At 64.3% G+C, this 19,003-nt stretch carries 20 protein-coding genes; 1 reads left to right on the top strand and 19 read right to left on the bottom strand.

Annotated elements, in window-relative coordinates; all coding sequences use genetic code 11:
* Positions 1 to 46: 46 nt before the first annotated feature.
* From FK530_RS19150 to FK530_RS19130, 5 genes are all read right to left on the bottom strand, one after another.
* Positions 47 to 1,786, bottom strand: a complete 1,740-nt coding sequence (locus FK530_RS19150; RefSeq protein WP_146488580.1) for a Gp37-like protein — start codon at positions 1,784 to 1,786, stop codon at positions 47 to 49.
* Positions 1,786 to 2,871: a hypothetical protein gene (locus FK530_RS19145; RefSeq protein ID WP_146488579.1), complete on the bottom strand. Its 1,086-nt coding sequence runs from the start codon at positions 2,869 to 2,871 to the stop codon at positions 1,786 to 1,788. Before FK530_RS19145 ends, FK530_RS19150 begins: the two co-directional genes overlap by 1 nt.
* Positions 2,868 to 7,880, bottom strand: a complete 5,013-nt coding sequence (locus FK530_RS19140; RefSeq protein WP_146488578.1) for a VldE C-terminal domain-containing protein — start codon at positions 7,878 to 7,880, stop codon at positions 2,868 to 2,870. Before FK530_RS19140 ends, FK530_RS19145 begins: the two co-directional genes overlap by 4 nt.
* Positions 7,881 to 7,904: 24 nt before the next feature.
* On the bottom strand, positions 7,905 to 8,207 hold the full coding sequence (locus FK530_RS19135) for a hypothetical protein (protein WP_146488577.1): 303 nt from the start codon (positions 8,205 to 8,207) through the stop codon (positions 7,905 to 7,907).
* A gap of 77 nt (positions 8,208 to 8,284) precedes the next feature.
* Positions 8,285 to 8,716, bottom strand: coding sequence for a hypothetical protein (locus tag FK530_RS19130; protein WP_146488576.1), 432 nt, complete (start codon positions 8,714 to 8,716; stop codon positions 8,285 to 8,287).
* Between the two features lie 127 nt (positions 8,717 to 8,843).
* On the opposite strand from FK530_RS19130, the gene FK530_RS19125 reads away from it, so the two are divergent.
* Positions 8,844 to 9,260 carry a hypothetical protein gene (locus FK530_RS19125; protein WP_146488575.1) on the top strand — a complete coding sequence of 139 codons (417 nt, stop codon included), beginning with the start codon at positions 8,844 to 8,846 and terminating at the stop codon, positions 9,258 to 9,260.
* A 41-nt stretch (positions 9,261 to 9,301) separates the two neighbouring features.
* Here FK530_RS19125 and FK530_RS19120 read toward each other — a convergent pair whose 3' ends face one another.
* From FK530_RS19120 to FK530_RS19060, 14 genes are all read right to left on the bottom strand, one after another.
* Complete coding sequence (locus tag FK530_RS19120) at positions 9,302 to 10,171, bottom strand: phage tail tube protein (protein ID WP_146488574.1); 870 nt, start codon at positions 10,169 to 10,171, stop codon at positions 9,302 to 9,304.
* A gap of 103 nt (positions 10,172 to 10,274) precedes the next feature.
* Entirely contained in the window at positions 10,275 to 10,676 is a 402-nt protein-coding gene (locus tag FK530_RS19115) for a hypothetical protein (RefSeq protein WP_146437844.1), read from the bottom strand.
* A complete protein-coding gene (locus tag FK530_RS19110; RefSeq protein WP_146488573.1) occupies positions 10,673 to 10,939 on the bottom strand; it encodes a hypothetical protein in 267 nt (88 codons plus the stop codon). Before FK530_RS19110 ends, FK530_RS19115 begins: the two co-directional genes overlap by 4 nt.
* Positions 10,939 to 11,256, bottom strand: coding sequence for a hypothetical protein (locus FK530_RS19105; RefSeq protein ID WP_146488572.1), 318 nt, complete (start codon positions 11,254 to 11,256; stop codon positions 10,939 to 10,941). The genes FK530_RS19110 and FK530_RS19105 overlap by 1 nt, the downstream gene beginning before the upstream one ends.
* A 47-nt stretch (positions 11,257 to 11,303) precedes the next feature.
* A complete protein-coding gene (locus tag FK530_RS19100) occupies positions 11,304 to 11,771 on the bottom strand; it encodes a hypothetical protein (protein WP_146488571.1) in 468 nt (155 codons plus the stop codon).
* Between the two features lie 17 nt (positions 11,772 to 11,788).
* Positions 11,789 to 11,947, bottom strand: a complete 159-nt coding sequence (locus FK530_RS26290; RefSeq protein ID WP_166443316.1) for a hypothetical protein — start codon at positions 11,945 to 11,947, stop codon at positions 11,789 to 11,791.
* 20 nt (positions 11,948 to 11,967) lie between these two features.
* A complete protein-coding gene (locus FK530_RS19095; protein WP_146488570.1) occupies positions 11,968 to 12,909 on the bottom strand; it encodes a phage major capsid family protein in 942 nt (313 codons plus the stop codon).
* 18 nt (positions 12,910 to 12,927) lie between these two features.
* Positions 12,928 to 13,476 carry a hypothetical protein gene (locus FK530_RS19090; RefSeq protein ID WP_146488569.1) on the bottom strand — a complete coding sequence of 183 codons (549 nt, stop codon included), beginning with the start codon at positions 13,474 to 13,476 and terminating at the stop codon, positions 12,928 to 12,930.
* A 50-nt stretch (positions 13,477 to 13,526) separates the two neighbouring features.
* Positions 13,527 to 14,195 carry a VG15 protein gene (locus FK530_RS19085; protein WP_146488568.1) on the bottom strand — a complete coding sequence of 223 codons (669 nt, stop codon included), beginning with the start codon at positions 14,193 to 14,195 and terminating at the stop codon, positions 13,527 to 13,529.
* Complete coding sequence (locus FK530_RS19080; protein ID WP_146488567.1) at positions 14,170 to 15,603, bottom strand: phage portal protein; 1,434 nt, start codon at positions 15,601 to 15,603, stop codon at positions 14,170 to 14,172. The genes FK530_RS19085 and FK530_RS19080 overlap by 26 nt, the downstream gene beginning before the upstream one ends.
* Positions 15,604 to 17,130 carry a terminase large subunit domain-containing protein gene (locus tag FK530_RS19075; protein ID WP_146488566.1) on the bottom strand — a complete coding sequence of 509 codons (1,527 nt, stop codon included), beginning with the start codon at positions 17,128 to 17,130 and terminating at the stop codon, positions 15,604 to 15,606.
* Positions 17,102 to 17,356, bottom strand: a complete 255-nt coding sequence (locus tag FK530_RS19070; RefSeq protein WP_146488565.1) for a hypothetical protein — start codon at positions 17,354 to 17,356, stop codon at positions 17,102 to 17,104. Before FK530_RS19070 ends, FK530_RS19075 begins: the two co-directional genes overlap by 29 nt.
* Positions 17,357 to 17,424: 68 nt before the next feature.
* Positions 17,425 to 17,757 (bottom strand): HNH endonuclease signature motif containing protein, encoded by a 333-nt coding sequence (locus tag FK530_RS19065; RefSeq protein ID WP_146488564.1) that lies wholly within the window; start codon positions 17,755 to 17,757, stop codon positions 17,425 to 17,427.
* A gap of 89 nt (positions 17,758 to 17,846) precedes the next feature.
* The gene (locus FK530_RS19060; protein ID WP_146488563.1) at positions 17,847 to 18,131 is read right to left on the bottom strand and encodes a hypothetical protein; all 285 of its coding nucleotides are present in this window, start codon (positions 18,129 to 18,131) and stop codon (positions 17,847 to 17,849) included.
* Positions 18,132 to 19,003 lie beyond the last annotated feature (872 nt).

The raw sequence follows: 19,003 nt of genomic DNA, 5'->3' as shown, positions 1-19,003 counted from the left end.
CCGCGCATGGTTGGAACCCATGCCGCCGTCTACAAACTTCTCCGGGTCAGGCGGCTACGGCAGCGCCGCCGACCAAGGAACCGATCGCATTCCAGCCATCGGCCAACGCCTTCATCCCCGCCTCAAACGGATCATGATCACGGGCCTTACCCACCGTCAGCGACAACGCCATCGGCTTCGACGCATCAACGGAGAACTTCACGCCCCGCACCTGATCCACGTAGTAGATTTCCGCGATCTCCCACATGCCACGGTCACCGACCACGTAGTCGAAGCCGTACACATGCGGCGCACCATCGCGGGTCGTCATCGTGAACGACACCTTCGGGCTGGTCTTGAACATGCCCTGCCGCAACGTGAGTGCCGCAGCGACCACGTACGCATACCCGGACCCGTTCTCCACGTGATCGAGGAGCGCGTAGTCGTTCATCGCCAGCGCCACCTTCGGATTCGTGAACTTCTGCCACGCGAAGAAGATGTTGTCCAACTGCCCCTGATACACGTTGTCCAGACCAGACGTGCCCGGCTGCTGGTAGGCACCGACGCCGTAGTTGATGACCTGCTCCAACTGCGCCAACGCATACCGGATGACGAACGTGATGAGCTGATTCAGCCATGTCGGCGACTGTCCGCCAGTCCACACCGTCTGCGCCGAATGCCGCTGCATCCGATGCTCGCTGGTGAGGATCCCCGAGTGCTTGCAGTCCCGCCACACCAGCGACGGTTTCTCCGGAGCCACACCCAGCAGCCGGCGGAACAGCGGATCCGTGATCCCGTCGCCATCCTGATCGAGCGGGAGAATCACCTCGGTTAGCGTGTCGTCGAGCAGCGCGCCTACAGCGTTCAGCGCACCATCGAATGCGGTACCCGTCGGCCCCGTCACGCCCGACTTGTTCTCGAAAGCCAGCACGATGCAGTTCCGCGACGGCCTCGCCAACTCCTCGCCGATCAGAGCAGCAAGCTCCGGGTGCGGCGAATCCTTGTCCTCCTCGAGCCACAGGTAGTCGATCAGGCCGACACCCGTGTCTTCACCGATCGGGGCGTGGATGTCGTGCAGCATCTGCGCCTTCGCCGCCAGCGGCACAATCCGCGACTGATCGAAGAATGGGTTGATGAACTGCACCTGGATCGGCCAATGCAGCGGGCTCATGTTCCCCACGCGGGTCGTCAGCCAGTGCAGCGGATCGAACAAGCTCGTCGGGATCGACAGGAGCGGCAGGAAGTTCCGCATCAGGTTCAGCTGCGTCGTGAACGCCAGATTCGACGCCGCGTTCTGAATCCAGATCCACGACTTCAACGGCTGGAACTCCGGCGCGGAGAACGGCGTCGGAATCAGGGCGATGTGCTTCGCGTGCTCCCGCAGCTGCAGCAACTCCAGCTCGACACACCGCGTGCCGTCCTCGAGCTTCATCTCCTTCACCGCCTGGATGCGGTACCCCAGCCGAGTACGCCACGACCGGATGTGCCGGTTCGGGTCGATGCTCAGGTGCAGATCCTCGGTGTACCGAGTACCTCGAGCGACCAGCTCAGCGAGCCAATCAGCCCACGCCACCCGGATCGTGCCCGTGCCCGTGTCATCCCACAGCCTCTCCCACTCACCCGACTGCATCTGCCCCAGCAGCGTCCCCAGGTAGTGGAGCTTCTTGTCCCACACGCGGATGAGCGGCGGCATCCGGCCACTGCGCTCCCACAACAGGCGACGCTCATTCAGCAGCCGCCACTTCGTGACCGCATCCTGCGCCTTGTCGATGACCCGCAACCCCGCAGGCCGGCGAAACAGCGCCATCAGGCCGCCACTCCACGCCGGTACCACTGGGGCATGAGCATCGTGATCTTGCCGTTGGGGTTCGAGTGCGTCACCTTCACCACAGCCATCGACTGCGCCGGGGTCTCCGCCATGAACCCCACACCGCCCGGGATACGGCGGCCGATCGGAAGACCTGCGTTCGCCTGCGTCAGATCACCCAGCAGGAAGTCGAGGATCATGCTGTTGCGGATCAGCTTGTACAGCGGAGTATCGATCGGATCGTGCTCCGACGTGAGCGTCCGCTTCGACGGATCCGTATCCACCAACACCATGCCGTCGCCGCGCATGATCGGGATCTCCACCTGACGATCCAGACCACCGTCCTGGATCGTCACCTCACCGTGGCCCTCCACGATGAACTTCGGCCACTGCGCGTAGTCACCACGATTCGGCAGCCGCAACGTCCCCTGATTGCGGACGTTCGACTCAGCGTTGCGCCACTCCTTCGTCAGCATCCGCTTCGAGAAGAAGCTGAACGGGGCGTGGATCGTCATCGGCATCGTCACGTAGTTGTTGCCCGCGTACTGCGGATCCTGCTCAACCACAGCATCTGACGCCTCACCGTTCCGCACCCGAGTCCACCGCCACCCGGAATAGCGGGTGAACTCACCCCAGAACCCCATTGGCTGCTCGACATCCTCAGGCCAGTCGTCCCACCACTGCTCCTGAATCGACCGCAACGCGAACGGGGTATCCGAGTACCGCAGACGCGAGGCGTTGTTCAGCGACGGCCCGATGTGGAATCCGGCCTGGATCACGCGTTTCCCGAAATCCGTGCGCTCCGGGCGCTCGCCAATCAGCCACGGACCACCGCTGTACAACTGCTCGAAAGGCGATCCCGTAGTGCCCTTGATGCCCTTGTCGTCAAGCAGGACACCACGATTCCCCTTCAACGACCCAGCGAGGTTGTAGATCCGCTGACCATCAGGCGAGACGTACACGATGCGGGACTGCTTCGACTGCAGCAGTTCCTGCCACTTACCCATGTCATGCCAGTGTGAGAACGTCGGCTCCGAACGCCGGCCCGTCTTCGGGTCGAACATCACCCACTCATCGCGGCTCATACCAGCGCTCCACTCTGTCGACGGAAAGCGGCGTTCTGACGCGAATCGATCCGCTGCGTCATCTCCTTCGGATTCACACCGAGGTTGGCGCCACGGAAGTCGTAGGTGACGCCGCCGCCCCGCAGAGGCAGCGCGCCACCCGGACCGACCGGGGCCTGCGGAGTCTGCGGCTTCGCGAGATCCGCGAGGTTCGGGATGTTCAGCCCGAGACCAGCGCCGGCACCACCAACCAGGCCGCCCGCGTTCTCGCTGTCACTGCCAGACAGGGACTTAGCGAGCCCGCCGCCCCAATTGAGCAGCGCAAACGCGCTCTTAACGTTCGGCCACTCAAACGGATTCGAGAACAACGACCCATCCAGGCCGACCGCCTGCAGCATCCCCGACACCAGGTTCTGGCCCAACGACTGGAACTCCGACGTGTCGCTGCTGTTGTCCCCGGTCTTCCCGTCACCCGACTTACCCGAGCCCGTCCCCTTCGATTTCAATGCCTCAAGGTCAGTCTTCGCCTGCTCGGCATCACGCTGCGTCTTCTCCGCACGGTTCTTCGCAGCCTCCTTCGCCGACTTCGTCGCCTTCGGATTCGCCTCAACCTCCGCCAGCTGCTGCTTCGCCAGCGCAGCCGCCTTCTCCGCGTCCTCCGCCTTGTTCTGAGCCGCCACCAGCTGCTTCGACGTACCAGCCGCGGACGACGACCCGGTAGACGTCGAAGCGCTCGTCCTGGCCGTCTCCAGGTCAGTCTTCGCCTGCGCCGCATCACGCTTAGCCTTCTCGACCCGATCACGCTGAGCCTGCAGAGCCGAAGCCTTCGTCTTCGGCTTAGCCTCAAGCTCCTTGAGCTTCTGCTCCTCAACCGCGATCTTCTTCTCTGCGTCGTCGGCCTTGTCCTGCGCCTCACGGACCTTCTTCGCGTTAGCAGCCTGGGCAGCAGCCGTCTTCGACGCCGACGCCGAAGAAGACGAACCCGAGCCGCCACCGGAACCAGAACCACCACTGCCGCCACTGCCGCCGCTACGAGGACCGAACAGCGCCTCCGCGATCGCCGTCCCCAAACGGCCAAACCCGCCACCGCCATAAGAGCCGGTGGGCTGCGTCTCGCTGGAGCCGCTACCACTACCGCCCGAATCGTCGCCGATCCCTTCAAACGCGGCAGCCGCCGAGGACGACCCGCCAAGCGACGACAAGTCAGCCTTGTCCGATGACTCATCAAGGAAGATGTGGACGTGATCCATGTGGTTCTGCGTCGGAGAACCGCGATCCGCCATCGGCACCACGCGCCCATCCGGGTAGTGCATCGCTTGCTGCCAGATCGCCCATTTCAGGCCAAGCCGAGACGCGTTCGCCATGACAAACGAGGTGACGGCATCGCCCTTCGACTTGTCCGACCCGACCATCACGTCGAGCGCGCGTCCCGAACTATGCTCGCCGTACCCGTCCTCAGGTCGATAGCCACCAATGTCCGAAATCCCGAACTTGGATGAGATGACATCCTTGAGCGTTGCCGCGCCTGGGCGCAGGCCACCATTGGCGAAGCTCTGGAAGAAGTCACCCGGCCGCACCAACTGGTACCCGAACGCGCGCGCCGTCTCCGACAGAATCATCGTCGAACGGCGCCGCTTGCCGGTCGCCCACGGAATGAACGACTCGATACCGGTCTCGCCCTCGGCCCACTGCACCAGGCCCCGACCGCGGCCGCGCTGCATCACAGCCTGCGACGGCAAGCGGCCATCGATTCCGCCGTTCGCATACGACGTGATCGAACCGTTCGCATTCGGGATGACACCAGGCGCCAACGGGATCTGCGACGGATTCGGGTTTGCGTTCGGAGTGACCGCTCCCGTGTACGTGACACGGACCCGCTTCTCGTTCGGGATCTGCTCAATCGTTGCCTTTAGGCCGTTGAGCATCGTCAAAGTCTCGGTACCGCCAACAGACTTCACCGTGATCGTCTTGTCGTTGTTCTGTCGCACCTCGATGCCCAGGCTGCGCAGCAGCTCGAGAACGGCCGGCGCGAGCGGCGACTGGACCTGGATGTCCTTGTTGTTGTTTATCGTGACCTCGGCGCCCAGCGACTTGAGCAGCTGGAACACCGCATCGCCACCGGGAGCCGACACGTTCACAGGCTTGTTCGGAGGGATACCGGCAGTCACGATCGACTGAATCTCAGCTAGTCGCAGCTTCGCCGCATCAGTCTGCGCGGTGATCGTCGTCGTACCATCGGGCAGCGACTGCACCGAGAAGCCCAGCTGCTCGATCTGCTTCCTCGCCGACTCGATATCGGTTGTCTTCACCGTCACCGAGGCTGTCTTGCCGTCCACCTTCGAGAACGCTGTCGCGACAGCGCCAATCGAGCGAGTAACGTCGTTACCCTTAGCCGCGGCAGTCGCCCAAATCGCGTCCTGCAGCCCCAACGTGTTCGCAGCTGCGCGAATCTTCTCCTCGGTGGTGCCGTACTGCCGGGCTAGATCCGCGATAGCACGATTGTTCGCGGCCAGCGCCGCCGGCATGTCGCCACCCTTGGACGCCACATCTGCAGTCGAGTCGACCATCTGCTTCAGGGTGTCGTTCAGTGCAGCGCCATTGGGCAAAGTCGCATTGATCGAGCCGTTCGCCCGGAACAAGGCATCGCCGAGCCCGCCGGTTGCGTCGGCCGCTTCCTTCGCCTTCTCCGCGATCTGCTGCAGCGTCTTCGTGTGAGAACCGTCGGCGTCAGCCGCTGTGCGAGCCGGGTTTAGCGCGTCGAGCGCGGTCTTCAGAGCGCTCGACTTGTCTGCGGCACTCGCCGTCTTGTCGCCGAGAATCTGCATCGCCTTCGACAGGTCTGAGATCCCCGGGGTCAACTTCTGTGCAACAGCCTGCGCATCCTGGAACTGCTTCCGCGCCTCCCGAAGCTTGTCCGCCGCCTGCTTGCCACCGTCACCGGCCGCATCAAGCTTCGAAACCATCGCCTGGAATGCCGCCGACGAACCGTACGTCACGTCAGACAACGACTGCTGCGTTAGCTTCAATGCGTCAAGGGCGGCGGTCGCCTCCCGCGCCTGGTTGGCCTGCCGGTCAATCGCGTCGGCCTTCGTGTCACCCTTGCCAGTGCCACCGCCATATGCGCTGGCGAACATGCTCGCTAACGTCGTGTTTCCAGCCTCATTCCGAGAGCGGTCCCACCACGAGCCTTCGCGAGATGCCGTCGCTTCAAGCTCCTGCCGCAACGCATCAACCCGCGCCTTACCCGCCGACTTCACATCAGCCGCAGTCGCAGACCCGCGGTTCGCGATCAGCGCGTCATTGAGTTCGTTCTGCGCTGATGCAGCCTCCTTAGCTGCCCGCCGCACAGCATCCATAGACTGCGCCGACTTCTGGTTCTGGGAGATGATCGCAGTCGCCGCGATACCAGCAGCAGCGAACGCCGCGCCCCACGGCCCACCAAGCGCATCGACAACACCTGACGCGCCCTTCCGCAGAGCACCGAAACCTGACTGCGCAGCGTTACCGGCGAACGCACCGAACGTCGCAACACTCGCCTGCGCCCGAGATAACGATGGATTGATCTTCTGAACCTCAGCGACCGCATCCCTGAACGAGCCGCCGTACGCGGCAAATGCCGATCCGATACCCCGAATCCTGTCCGCGCCGCCCTGCAGACGGCCGAAAGCTGCACCCAAGTTCTGCACAGCACCGGAAGCCTTAGCGCCCTCCGTAGTTACAGAAGCGACACCTGTGCGGAGGTTTCCAAGAATGCTCGGGACCGTCCGAAATGCCAGCCAGCCCGCCAGTGCCGCCGTCACCAGACCAGGGTGATCCCGCATCAAGTCCGCGACGGTCTGCAACGGCCCAGCGAGAGCATTGACCACACCCGCCGCAGCTTCGAGAGTCGTCAGGAACAGCCGCCATCCCGACACACCCAACGCCGCAGACGCCTGGCCCAGGCTAGCCCCGATCTGTTGAATCGCCGGCCACACCTGCTGGGCGGTGATTCCGATCGACGACACAATCTGACCAACCTCGGCCATGCTCGACCGGACCTCAGGGTTCGCCGACAGCTCTCGCCATGCGCGCTGTGCTGCCGGCACCCACTGTTCAAACACCTTCGCGTCCAACGATTGCGCGAACCGACCCGCGGCCGGGGTGGCGTCGTCGATCGCCCTCGTGATGGCCGTAAACGTAGCTGGCGCCCGCTTGAACGACGGCTCATCTAACGCCGCGCCAAACCGTCCTACCGCAGCCTTCATGTTGTTGAAGCTGCCGCGGACCGTCTTGCCCGACTCGAGTGCCGCGCCGCCGATGTTGTCGTTGATGGCCTTGAAGAACGTCGCCGAGTCGATCTTGCCCTTCTCGGCGTACTTCTTGACCTCCCCGGCAGAGATCTTCATCTCCTTGGCGACCCACTGGTAGATCGGCACGCCTCGATCGGCCAACATGTTCAGGTCGTCCGTCATAGCGGACTGACCGGTCTGAACCTTGTTGAAGATCGAGCCCATCTCCGACAAGGAGGAGCCGGCGATCGTGGCCGCGTCCGCCGTCGACTTCAGGTACTTCGTCAACTCCGCACCGGGCTTGATCCCCGCCGCGACAGCAGAAGCCGAAATTGTCGCCGCATCACCGAGACCGAATGCTGTGCCCTTCACCGCTGTCAGCGCGGAGTCCATGATCTTCGCCTGCGCAGCTGCGTCATGCCCGAGACCCTTGAGCTTGCCCCGCGCATCATCGATCGCCAGGAGGCGGTCGGCGCCGAGCTTGATCGACGTACCGACCGCGGCAACGCCAGCCGCGGCCCCTGCCTTCAGTCCGACGCCGAGCGCCTTACCTGCGGCCTGGCCCGCGCGCTGTCCTGCGGCCACCATCTGCCGCTCAACAGCAGTCAGATTCGTCGCGCCCGCAACCCCTGCAGAGAACCGCTGACCAGCACGCCGGCCTGCTGCGCCGCCGTCGACACCATCCAACTCACGCTGAATGTCACGGCGCGCATTCCGGGCGGAAATCGTCAGAGTCACCCACGCTGTTGCGAGTTCGGGCATCTAGACACCTCCTCTATGGCGCGATCAGGCGGCCATGATTGCCTGCAACGCAGGGTTGTTCAGTTGTTCCTCGATGCCCTCGTCGGTCCACTCGGGCTGCGCTTCTTCGGCGCGATCGAGGCCGGGAATCTCGATTTGCGGGTACGGCTCGCCTTGGATCCCGTTCGCTGAACGGAAGTTCCAAGTGAGTACTGCGATGTCGTGCCGCAGTTGTGCGATGAGGACCGCCATCGAAGTGGTTGCGCCGTCAAACGCTTCCCGCAGCGCGGTACCCTCAGGGCTGTGGTCGATGTAGGCGCGCAGGTCCAACCAGCCGATGCTGTCCAACGTCTGCTGGTCTCGGAGCAAGTCCCGATGCAGGGCGTCAGCCCAACGCTCATCGGTCGCGATCCGAGCCAGCCGAATCATTCCCCCGGCGTCATCCCCTTCTCGCCGTCATGGGAAGTGGCTGCAGCGACCCACGCCGACCACAGCTCGTCGAAGGGATCCGCATCGCCATCGACGGGGGTGTCCACCGATGCGATCAGCGCCTGCGCCGTCTCGCACGCCGCACGGTCAATCGCCGCGAACTGGAAGTCCACATCCGAATCGAAGTTGCGGATCTTGTACAGCCAGCCCTTGGAGTAGATCGCGCCGAATTCGCGGATCGCGATCACCTTGCCGTTCGGCAGCGTGTGCCGGAACAGCTTCGCATCGGCGGGGTAGTGCGCTGACCAGTCGTAGTCGGCGTCACCCGGCTTCGGGGCAGGCTTCTCCTCGGCCTGCTCGTCCGGGGTCTCGACAGCGTCCAGATCCTCGACGAGTTCCGGCCCCTGCGTGTCTGCCTTCTTTGCCATGATTATCCTCGGCTTTCCCTCGGCTGCGGTAGTGAAATGGAGCCGCCCCGCACCGCCGCCGAGGAATGAGCGGTGCGGGACGACAATCAGGGGCGAGACGCCGTCATTTCGGGCGTACGATCGCGGGATGAAGATCAATATGGGGGCGGCTGCAGCAGTGCTGGCCGCAGGGCTACTGGTGGCAGCGTGTGGCGCAAAAGGGGACGACGGTCCACCGAAACTGACCGGCGCGGATGCTTCACTTGTCGCCCAAGCTGATTGCGGCACAGACGGCGTTGCAGGTGTGCATATCAAGTACGGGCTCATCGACGAGGACCACCTCATCGGCCGGAATGCCATCACCTTGACGATCGGCAAGGGGTCGGAGAAATTCGACAACCGCTACGGCATCGGATCAGACAGTAAGAATGTTCTCTTCACGATCACCACAAGTCCGACAACCGGCACGTGCACAACGACGCTTACCGACGGGAACAAAGGCGACGTGATCGCGGAGAAAAAGTCTGCGGGAAAGATTGAGCTACAGGTGTTAATGACCGGGTAGCGGCCGCGCAACCTCGTGGGCTGCGCGGCCACCCGTCACGGTCAGGAGACGGTGACGCCCGGCGAAGTACCGCCGGTCAGACCCGAACCATCCGCCGACACCGTCGCGACACCAGCGGTCACCAGCGCCACCGAGTAGGGGCCGCCCGCCGAACCGGTCACGGTCGCGTTGCCGGCACCGACCGTCGACAGAGCCTCGAGCGCCGCCTTCACAGCCGACGTCGCAGCGTTGTACACGATCGGAGCGGTCTCCTGACCACCCACGGTCAGCGTGAAGTTGCCACCCGTCGGGGTACCGGTGACAGTGACGGTGACGTTGGTCGTCACCAGCTTGTCGTCCAGCTCCGTGTACTCGTACCAGGTGTTGCCGGCGAGATCCGGGTACAGCTCGAGGGTGACCTCGTAGACCTGCCAGTCCTTCGACTGGTAGATGATGTCGCCGATCTCCGACACCTGCGCATCCGGGACGATGGTGCGGACACGATCGGAGCCGTCGAGCGTGTCGGCGACGAACGTGAAGTGCTCCAGCATGTCGCTGTTGCTCTTCGTCTCGATCAGGGTGCCCGAGCTGACGGTGGCCGCGGTGACGGTGACGTTCTGCTCACCGAAGATCAGGCGCTTCGCCGCAGGCGACTTCGGCTCGATCACCTTGAACTTGATGGTGTCGTCCTTGCCGGTCTGGATCGACCGAACCTTGTCGCCGTTCCAGTCCTTCTTCTTCTCCTGGTCCCGCGAGGTCGACGTGATCATGCCGTCCTCGTCGCAACCGCCGACCCGCGAATCCCAGTTCGCCACGACCGGGCGAGCTGCAGACGGGTTCGTCGAGACGGTGGTGCCGAGCGGGTAGCGGAAGATGCCGCCGTTCACGCCCGGCTTGAAGACGCCGGTGTTCTTTACCAGGGTGTGTGCCATGCTGGCTCTCCTTTGTCAGGGGTTGTGCCGCCCCTGCTTTGGGCACGGCGAATAGCCCCACACCGGAGTGGTGCAGGGCTCGATCAGTCCTCGGCTACTTCAACTAGCTAGTGGGGTACGCGACGGTCCACGAGACCGTCACCTGATATCGGCACGCCGCCGACACAGCGGGATCGTCAGACGCGACAACAGACTCGACGCTCGAGAGGTTCACGACTTGGACCGTGTTCGCGGCGTCCTCGAGGACCGCAGCCACCTGATACGCGGCCCGCCGGCAAGCGACCTCGTTGGCGACCTTGTCGTGCACCAACGCCACCACCATGTGCTGCGCGATCCGCAGATTCTTCTTCCGACCGCCCAGCACCTGGAACGTGATGAACCGCTCCGACGACGGCCGCGGATTCGGAGTCCGCGTCGACACCGGTTGCGCCGGCACACCCAGAGCGGCAAGACCGTCCAAGATGCACTGACGGGCGATCCCCGTCATATCCGGCGCGACGATCACAATTGCCTCAACAGAGCGTGCGTCTTCGCCTCATGCGCCGCCGCACGAGCGTCCGTGGTCACAACACGCCGCCGAGCGCGATCCCCATCAGAACCGTCCTCCACCTCGTAATACGGACCCTGATGCGCCGGCTGTGTTGTCGACGGAACCGCATTCGCACCCGAAACCATCCGCTGCGCATGCTCATCAACCAGCGCCTGCGCACCAGCCGAAGTCAGCAATGCACGGAACCCGGCCTCGTTGAACTTGATGCGGACAGCCATCAGCCGTTCACCGCCTTCAGCTCGACGATCCGCCGACCCGGAGCGAACCCGAACGGACCGTGGTCATAATCCTTCGGCATCCCCACCACATCCAGCCGCATCGGATCACCAACCGGATCCATCAGCTCAGCGATGGTGAAGAAGTCCCGCGAATCGACCCGCACAGCAGAATCAACCGCGATCACCACATCCGCGACGACCCGATCCGAGTTCACCGGACCCGTCGCCGGCTCCGCACTCGACGGCGTCCACCAAATGCACGCCACCGACACCGGATCCAGATGCCCCGGAACCGTGTTGCCGTCCTCGTTCACCACACCCGCGGTGTAGGCGTGATGCCGGGCGACGAAAGGGAGAGGGAAGATCACGAGACGTCGGTTTCATAGATCGGCTGCCCAGCAATCGACGCGCCACACGAACACGCCCCGCCACCGAAGTAGATCGAGCAGATCGGGGAGTGTCCGCCGATCACCTGGACAGTGTCGATGCCGTACGCCTGCTGCCCGCTGGTCTTGCAGATGTCCTGCAACTGAGAGATTTCGCTGGGCCACAGGTTGTATCCACCGCGCTGTCGCGTGTCCAGGGTTTGGCTGAACGGCCCGGCAACTTGCTGCTGTACCGCGCCAGCGCCCGCCTGGGACCAGCGGATTACCGCACCCGCGAGGATGAGCTTCGCCTCAGCGAGCTGATCCTCGGTGGGGCCCGGTGTCGTCGATCCCAGGCAGGGCGCGACTCGAACCGCCTTTGCATTCGCCCCAGCGACCCACATGTCGACCATCGCGTTCGATGCGACGTCGTCAGGCAGATCACTGGATTCGATGATGTCGGTCACGAGTCACGCCCCATCCCTCAGTTGCTCGCCGACTTGGGCGGACGACCAGGCGGACGCTTCTCCGGTCCCGGAATGCGGTAGCCGGCAGCGATCCGCTCGTCCTTCTTCGACGCCGCGACGGACACCGTCACCCCATTCGGAGCGACAAGGGTGACCGTCTCGATTTCGTCAGCCATTGGGTGTTCTCCTTCTTGGCTTAGGTGTTGGCGACCGCGTCCTTGACCACGGCGAATGCGTCCGTGGACAGGATGCCGACGCCGTACACGACCTCAGAGCGGATCGCGATCTCGTTCTTGCGCTGCAGATCGCCACTCCCGTCCGGGTCGCCGTACTCGATCAGCGTCAGCGGGATGCTGGCCTGCACACCCCAGCGGAACGCGGTGAAGTCGCCCGCGATCGCCTTGATGTTGGGGTTGGTCGTGCGGTACGCGCCGGTCGACGCGGTCACAGCCTCAGGGCCGCCACGGACGGTGTCGGACACCGCAGCACCGAGGCCCATGAAGGCGTCGAAGTTCGAACCGAACCCGAGTTCCGGGTACAGCCGCTGGCCGCTCTGCGGGTGGCGCTGGGTCGCCAGCTTGAACGCGTAGCTGTTGTCGAGCGCCAGACCATTCGGGGCGATGCTGTCGTCCAGCACCAGGCCGACGGCCGCCTCGATCGCCTGATCGGGAAGCGCCAGGGTCGCCGTGGTCAGCTCCACAACGTTGGTGGAGTCGAGGATCTTCGGCGGAGTGCCGGCCAGCGCGGCGCCGGTGAGGGGGTTGATGCCGTGGATGCCGATCAGGTCGAGGGCACGACCGAGGGCGACACCGGACAGGTCCGCCATCGTCTGCAGGACGCCGAGCTGACGGGACTCGTCGGCCCACTTGACCTCCTGGCTGAACCGCTGGGTGACCTGCACCTTGCGGACCAGCGACGTGACAGGCGCGAACTGCGCAGTCGACTCGCTCTTCTCCTGGCTCTCACCGACGACCTCACCACGAGGCGGGGCGGTCAGTGTCATGTACTGCTGCTCACCGAACTCCTGGGGCTCGGCGGCGGACAGACGCGCCAGGACCGACTGGCCCTGCGCCTTCTGCCAGACGCCCGACACCAAGTGGCGGGGGAGCTGGAAGCTACCGGTATTGAGGACGGCCATGGGATTGTTCCTTTCGGGTTAGGAACTTCCCCCGTGGAAGAACGCCCGCGCGAACTCGCGGTCGTCCTCTTCGGTGGTCGTTCCCTGTGTTGACGTGCCCTCCTTGGACACGATCGGGCTTTTCTTCTTCCGCTCGGCTTCGGCCTTCGCCTGCTCGGCATTCCGTGCAGCGAGCCGTGCTGCCTGAGCTGTGAGGGTTTCCTCGTCGGTTCCGGTGAGGAACAGCTCGGCGTCGGACGGTTCGCCGTCGGCGCCGCGTTTGGTGCTGATGCCGAAGTCGCCAGCGACGCGGAGACGAAGCGCGTTTGCTTCGGACTTCGCGTACTTGCTCTCCAGCTCGGCGATGCGGTCGTCGGCGGACTTCTTGCCCTCCGCTGCCTGCTTGAGGTCGTTGTAGTCGGCGTACTTGGTCGCGGCCTTGTTTCGCTCCTCGGTCCGCGTCGCGCCGATCAGCTTGTTGACCTCGTCCTGGGTGAACGTCTTGCCGGCACTCTCGTCCTTGGCGGACTCCTGAACCGGCGCCTCGGCGCCCTGGTCCTCAACGGTTCCTTCAACTGCGTCAGACATGTGTTATCTCCTGATCCGTCCGTTGACCGCCGGACGTGGGCGTAACCCCGTCACGACGTGACGGGAAGATTCTTTGCGATCCAAGCCTTAGCTCGAGCGCGGTCAGCCTCGGTCGCCTTCTCGGACCGGCGGCGGGCGGTAGGCACGAACTCCCTACGCACCGAGGTGATCTGCGACTGATCCCACGCGGGGCTGCAAGCGCACTTGCAGTTGTCATGCGCCGCGAAGTCAGCAGTCTCCCGACTCCGGTACACGTCGCCGCGGGAAATCAGCATCGCGCACCAGCCGCATTGCGGCCGGCCAACTCGCATCCACCCGGCCGTCCGCGGATCCTGATCGGTGTTGTCCACGATGGTCTGCCGGCTCGCGGTCATCACCCGCTTCACCAAGCCGCCCGAAATCTGAGCGAGCGCGGTATCCCAGTTGATGCGAGCCAGATCGACGGCCCAACCGGCGAGTGCGTTCGCCCCCAGGTCGATGGTGGTCAGCGAGGCTGAGTACGCGCCAGCAACGTTGATCGCGGCGCGATACGCCTCATACCACTCGGCGGTCAGGGTGGCCGCCGCGTCGCCGTAGTCGGCGACCAGAGCAGGCATCACCTCGAACATCGCGTCACTGACCGTGGCTGCGTCGAGCTTCGCCCACAGTGCCGCGAGATCTGCCTCAGCGTTGTCGCTCAGACGGATCAGCGAACTACGAAGCTCGGTCGGCGTTGTCATCTGCGGTCACCGCGGGCTGACGAAGGGCCTCGAGCACGGCACGTCCAGTCGAGCGTCGACGATCCGCCATCGCCCGCTTGATCTGCTGCGGCGTCAGGCCGAGCAGTTCGTACCCCACCTCAGTGCCAGCAAGCTCAGGCGCGATGGACAGCTGCTTCATGCCAGCATCCGCGACCGCCGAGCGAGCCAGATACCGCGGGTTCCGCCACTGAGCGTCGATCGACTTCCACGCGTTCGGGATGTCCTTGAGGGCGATGCCGTTCCGCATCGCCAGCGCGCGCACGAACGAGCTCCGCAGGGCCGGCGTGAAGTTATCGACAGCGCCCTCAGCCTCCGCGATCAACTCGTACTGCGACGAGTCGTACGACTCAGCTGAGGTCGGGTTGACCATGTCGCTGATCGCCAACGCACTGTCAGGCAACCCCGACTCTCGAGCGAACAGCTTCGACAGGCCGTTGATGTCCGCCCAATGCGGCTCCGGGCTCGACGCCGGGAACTGCTTGACATCGGCGCGCGCCAGCTGAGGGTTCGCCTCGTCCTTGTCGTCGTTGATGCCCTTGATGCGACCAAGGCGGATGTTCCACATGTCGCGCTGCGTGCCGTCTGCGTTCTTGAACACCGACTCGTCGGCACCGAGAAGCCACGCCTCAGGGTAGGAGTACACATCCATGTGCCCCTCACGACGCTGCAACGCACGAACGCCGGCGTCCTGCAGGCCCATCATGGGCCGCGTGATCCGAGACTGCCCGAACGGCCGCTTCGGTGCAGGCTTGTACGGCAGCACCTCAGCGGGGACGCCGTAGACGTGGTCCGTCCGGTCGACCTGCCACTTGTGCGATGCCTTGTCTCGCTGCGCCGTAATAGTCTGTCCGTCGAGATACAACGCCAGAGCAAGGATGTTGTCTTCCTTGTCCTTGTCGATCACCGACAGCAGGTTGTCGAGGTGCCGGCGACGACGGTTCCATTCACCGGTGGCCTCCGTGGCGTCCTTAATGTGGATCAGCGCGTCAGGCTCATCGTCATCGCCGACTGTGTTGATGAGGAACGCCGGCCCGTGCTGGAGAGCAGACACGATCGCACTGTCGGTTTCGGATGACAGGTGATTGTCGTCCCACACATCGTCGCCGCCGATGCTCGCCAGGTCGCCGTCAGGCCACACAAACCCCTCGAGGTTGCATCGGCGCGAGAGCGCGTCGACCGCCTTGCCGGTCCAACCGAGGACCAGGCCCAGGTTGTAGTACTGCGGCGGGATCAGGGTGCCGACTTGCCGGATGGACCGCTTGTTCTCGTAGTACGACGTCCTCAGCATGTTACTTATACGCAGGTCGTCGATCTGCTTTAAAAGGCCGTTGACGAGACTGTTTTCGTCGACAGTGAGCCCAGGGATCCGCACGTTCGTCTGGCCCATCTACGTCACCCCAGCCCGCCGGCCGGTCGAAGCGACCCGGCCAGTACTTGCGGAACGACCCGTACCCGTCGGAGCCCGCGAAGTCATCGCCGCATACACGGCCGCGGACATCGCAATCGCGGGGCCAATGTCGAACGAATCGGAACGAGGCATCAGAGTCCACCCTCCCGATTTACGGTCCTGCCGCCGTGATCCTCGAATTGCATCGGAGAGTTCCTGTTGTCCACCATGTGACAGTCGCCCCCCTTCTGCCATCCCGAGCCACAGCGCATTGCCGGCTCCAACTTCGTTCTGTGTGTACGCGGATGCGCCGTAGCCGAGCTGCTTGAGCTTCTCGCCGACGGTCTTCGCAGCACCGGTCGAATCGTGTTTGACCAGAACGCGACGAGTCGCGTGTCGGGTGAGGAAGCTCGTCGCCTCGGACTCCGACTGCGTTCCAAGCGCGATCTCGACGTGCGCGGCGTCGTCTCCACGCCAGCAAGCGACGATCCAGATCCAACCCGATCGGGTCGCGTTCACGCCGAACGACGCTGGTGCGCCCAACTCGGCAGGATCCGCCGCCAGCGCGTTCCAAGCGTCACGCTGCATGACCGCGGACGACTCGTTCGTCTTGTCCCAGATGCCGAACACCTCGCGGCGTACGTCATCGGGCGACATGTTCTCGACCAGACGCTCGATCGCGGACTTGCCCACCCGGAACCCGTACGCCGGATTGACGTCCGACAGGTTGCCCCAGAACCCCGGCGCGTCGATGTCTGTGGACACCGCATCCGGGGCGCGGGGCGACATCTCCGCATACACGCCTTTGAACGGCCGGCGCTTCTTCTCCTCGAGCGCACGGTCCCGGCGACGCTTGAACGCCTCATGCACGCCGAGCGCGACGTCCTTCGGCCGCGGCGGCGTACCCATGAAGAACGCCAACCCGAGGTCGGACACGTTCATCGCGGCCAGCATGTCCGTCAGGGCTGACTCAACCAGATTCTGGCACTCGTCGTACACCTGCACGTCGACCTCGGAGAAGCCGCGGCCGAACCCCGACGCTCGAGCGCCGAACAAGATCCGCGACCCGTTCTCGAAGTGCACACCTCGAGAGTCATCCGTCATCACAACCGGATGCTGGGCGCGCATCTTCGGGCGGATCGCCGGCTTCTCGACGATGCCCGCGATCTTCGTCAGCGTCTCCGACGACGTCCGATCATGATGCGACGACCAGATAACCAACGTTCCCGGACGCGACAAGCAGATCGCGATCAGGCCGGCCATGATGCCCCACGTCTTGCCGCACTGCCGGCTGATGCTCAACGTGACACCCATAACGTCGCACGCCAGCGTCCCGTCCTCACGGACACCGAGCGCCGCGTACCAAATGTCTTCCTGCCAACGATCCAGCGTGACGCCCATGCCTGCCAGCTCAGGCGCGATCAGTTCGTCATAGCGGGTGAAAGCGATGTCGTCGGGGATGACACAGTGACGAGCTAGATCAACGAGCGGTGCCGGGTTAGCTCGACTTGCGGAACCGGCCGGCATCGAACGGGACCACGTTGCCCGGATCGGTCTTCGGGGTGTCACTCGGCTTCGCGAGGGCACGCAGGCGAACGATCTCAGCCTTGGCGCGCTCGATCTGGGCATTCAACTGCGACCGCAGCTGAGGCAGCTCCGCGAACGCCTCAGCGAGCATCCGGTACCGGATCTCAGCCTCGGCCAGTTCGTCGTTCGCTTCCATCGCGTCGTTGAGAGTGGCGTACTTAGCCATGGGACTACCTTCCTGAACCGCCGGTTGACCGCCCGGCGTGGGCGTAGCGCGCCAAGGTCGGCGCAAGATCAGGCGAATCTCGGGTTCACGTACGTCGGCCGAACCGGTGCAACCTCGCGATCACCGGACGACTTCTCACGGTTGCACTGGCGGCAGACGCCCTGGCAGTTGTCCAGCGCGTCCGCCTCGACGGGCGACCATCCCATGCGCGTGGCCTCATCCGAGCTGACAACATGGTCGACCTCGAACGATCGCGGGTCAGGGGAGCGGGCGTCGTAGTCGATCTGCCCGCCGAGAGCTAAGCAGTCGGCGGTGATCTGCAGCGCACACGGCGCGTCACCATCACGACGCCGCACCTCAGCGCGACGCCGAGTGCGGATCGTGGTCGACGCGAACGGCACGACTACCCCCTACCCCCGGGTGACACACACATCGGCGTATGCCCCGAGGAGCGTCCTGGGGCCGGCCTGGGGGCACCTCCCCCTGGGGTTCACTGCTCGTCGTCGCAGGTGCAGGTGGTGCCGTTGCCTTCGACGACGCCTAGGGTCTCGCGGAGCAGTCCGGTGGTGATCCATGGTGCTTGCATCGGCGAGTTGTCGAGGCCGGGATGGAGGATGAGCAAGGCGTGTTCGGTGCCGTCGGTGCATCCGATCGCTGTGACCCATCCTGTGACCATGTCGGCTTGTGTGCCGGATGCTTGGTTGAACGCGTTGTTGGCGTCTCGCACGGCTTGATCGAGGATGCGTGCGGCTGCGGCGTATCCGTCTTCGGTCACGTTCGTTCGGCCTTCCGCAGGCTGAGTAGGTCGTCGAGCATGCGGTCGATGTGGCGTGCTGCTACTTCGGCGCGTTCGTTGTTGCCGTGTCGGATGGCGTCGCGTTGGATGGCTCGGCTGCGTTTGATTTCGCCGTGTGCTCGGTTGCGTATGCGGTCGGCTGGGGCGGGTAGGTCGAGGGTCATCGTCGCTCGCGGTTGATGTGGGTTGCGAGGTCGTCGAGTGCTGCGACGGCGAGGGCGTGGAGGTAGCGGAGTGTGTTGATGAGGTCGTGCATCCGCGTGCTCCTTTGGGGTTGGGTGGGGTTGCTCTCAGCGCTTGTTCCCGGTGGTGTGTCGCTGGCGGTTCCCCAAGCTTTGGTGCAGCCGACCTGCCGAGGTGAGTCGGCAGGTCGGCGCGGGCACCCGTTTTCGTGACCGGACTGGCGTTGAACCGGCATCCCTCTCGGGACTGGACTCAGTCGGACACTGTGTTGGTGTCGCCCACATTGAACGGCGTGGGATACCCGTGAGTCGTCAACGGCGCGGACCCTGGGGAGCGCGTCTTCCGCCTGTGGTGCGGGCGGCGTCTTGGTGGTGCGCGCCGGGGTGGGGTGGCTGCCTCGTCACCCCGGCGCGCGGTCCCGCAACAAGTGGCGGGCGATCTATAGCGCCATCAGTGCCTTGCGGGACGATGACGAGGAGTAGGTGGGCAGTTGTGAGGCGGATGCCCAGCCGCAGCTACCACCTACCCCGCGCAATGTCGCGTGGCTATGACAGCTTGAAGAGGCCCCGGCTCGACGGCTAGACCTGGCCCCGTTTGCGACTCGCCGGTGGTGTTGCGACGGTTTGATCTGGCCCCACCTGATGGTTGCTCGTGAACATCGTTTCCGA

It is taken from the genome of Tsukamurella conjunctivitidis (genome assembly GCF_007858475.1).
In the GTDB taxonomy this organism is placed as follows: Bacteria; Actinomycetota; Actinomycetes; order Mycobacteriales; family Mycobacteriaceae; genus Tsukamurella; species Tsukamurella conjunctivitidis.
The sequence above is the reverse complement of the archived record's forward strand: the minus strand, read 5'-3'. Positions and strand labels throughout refer to the sequence as shown.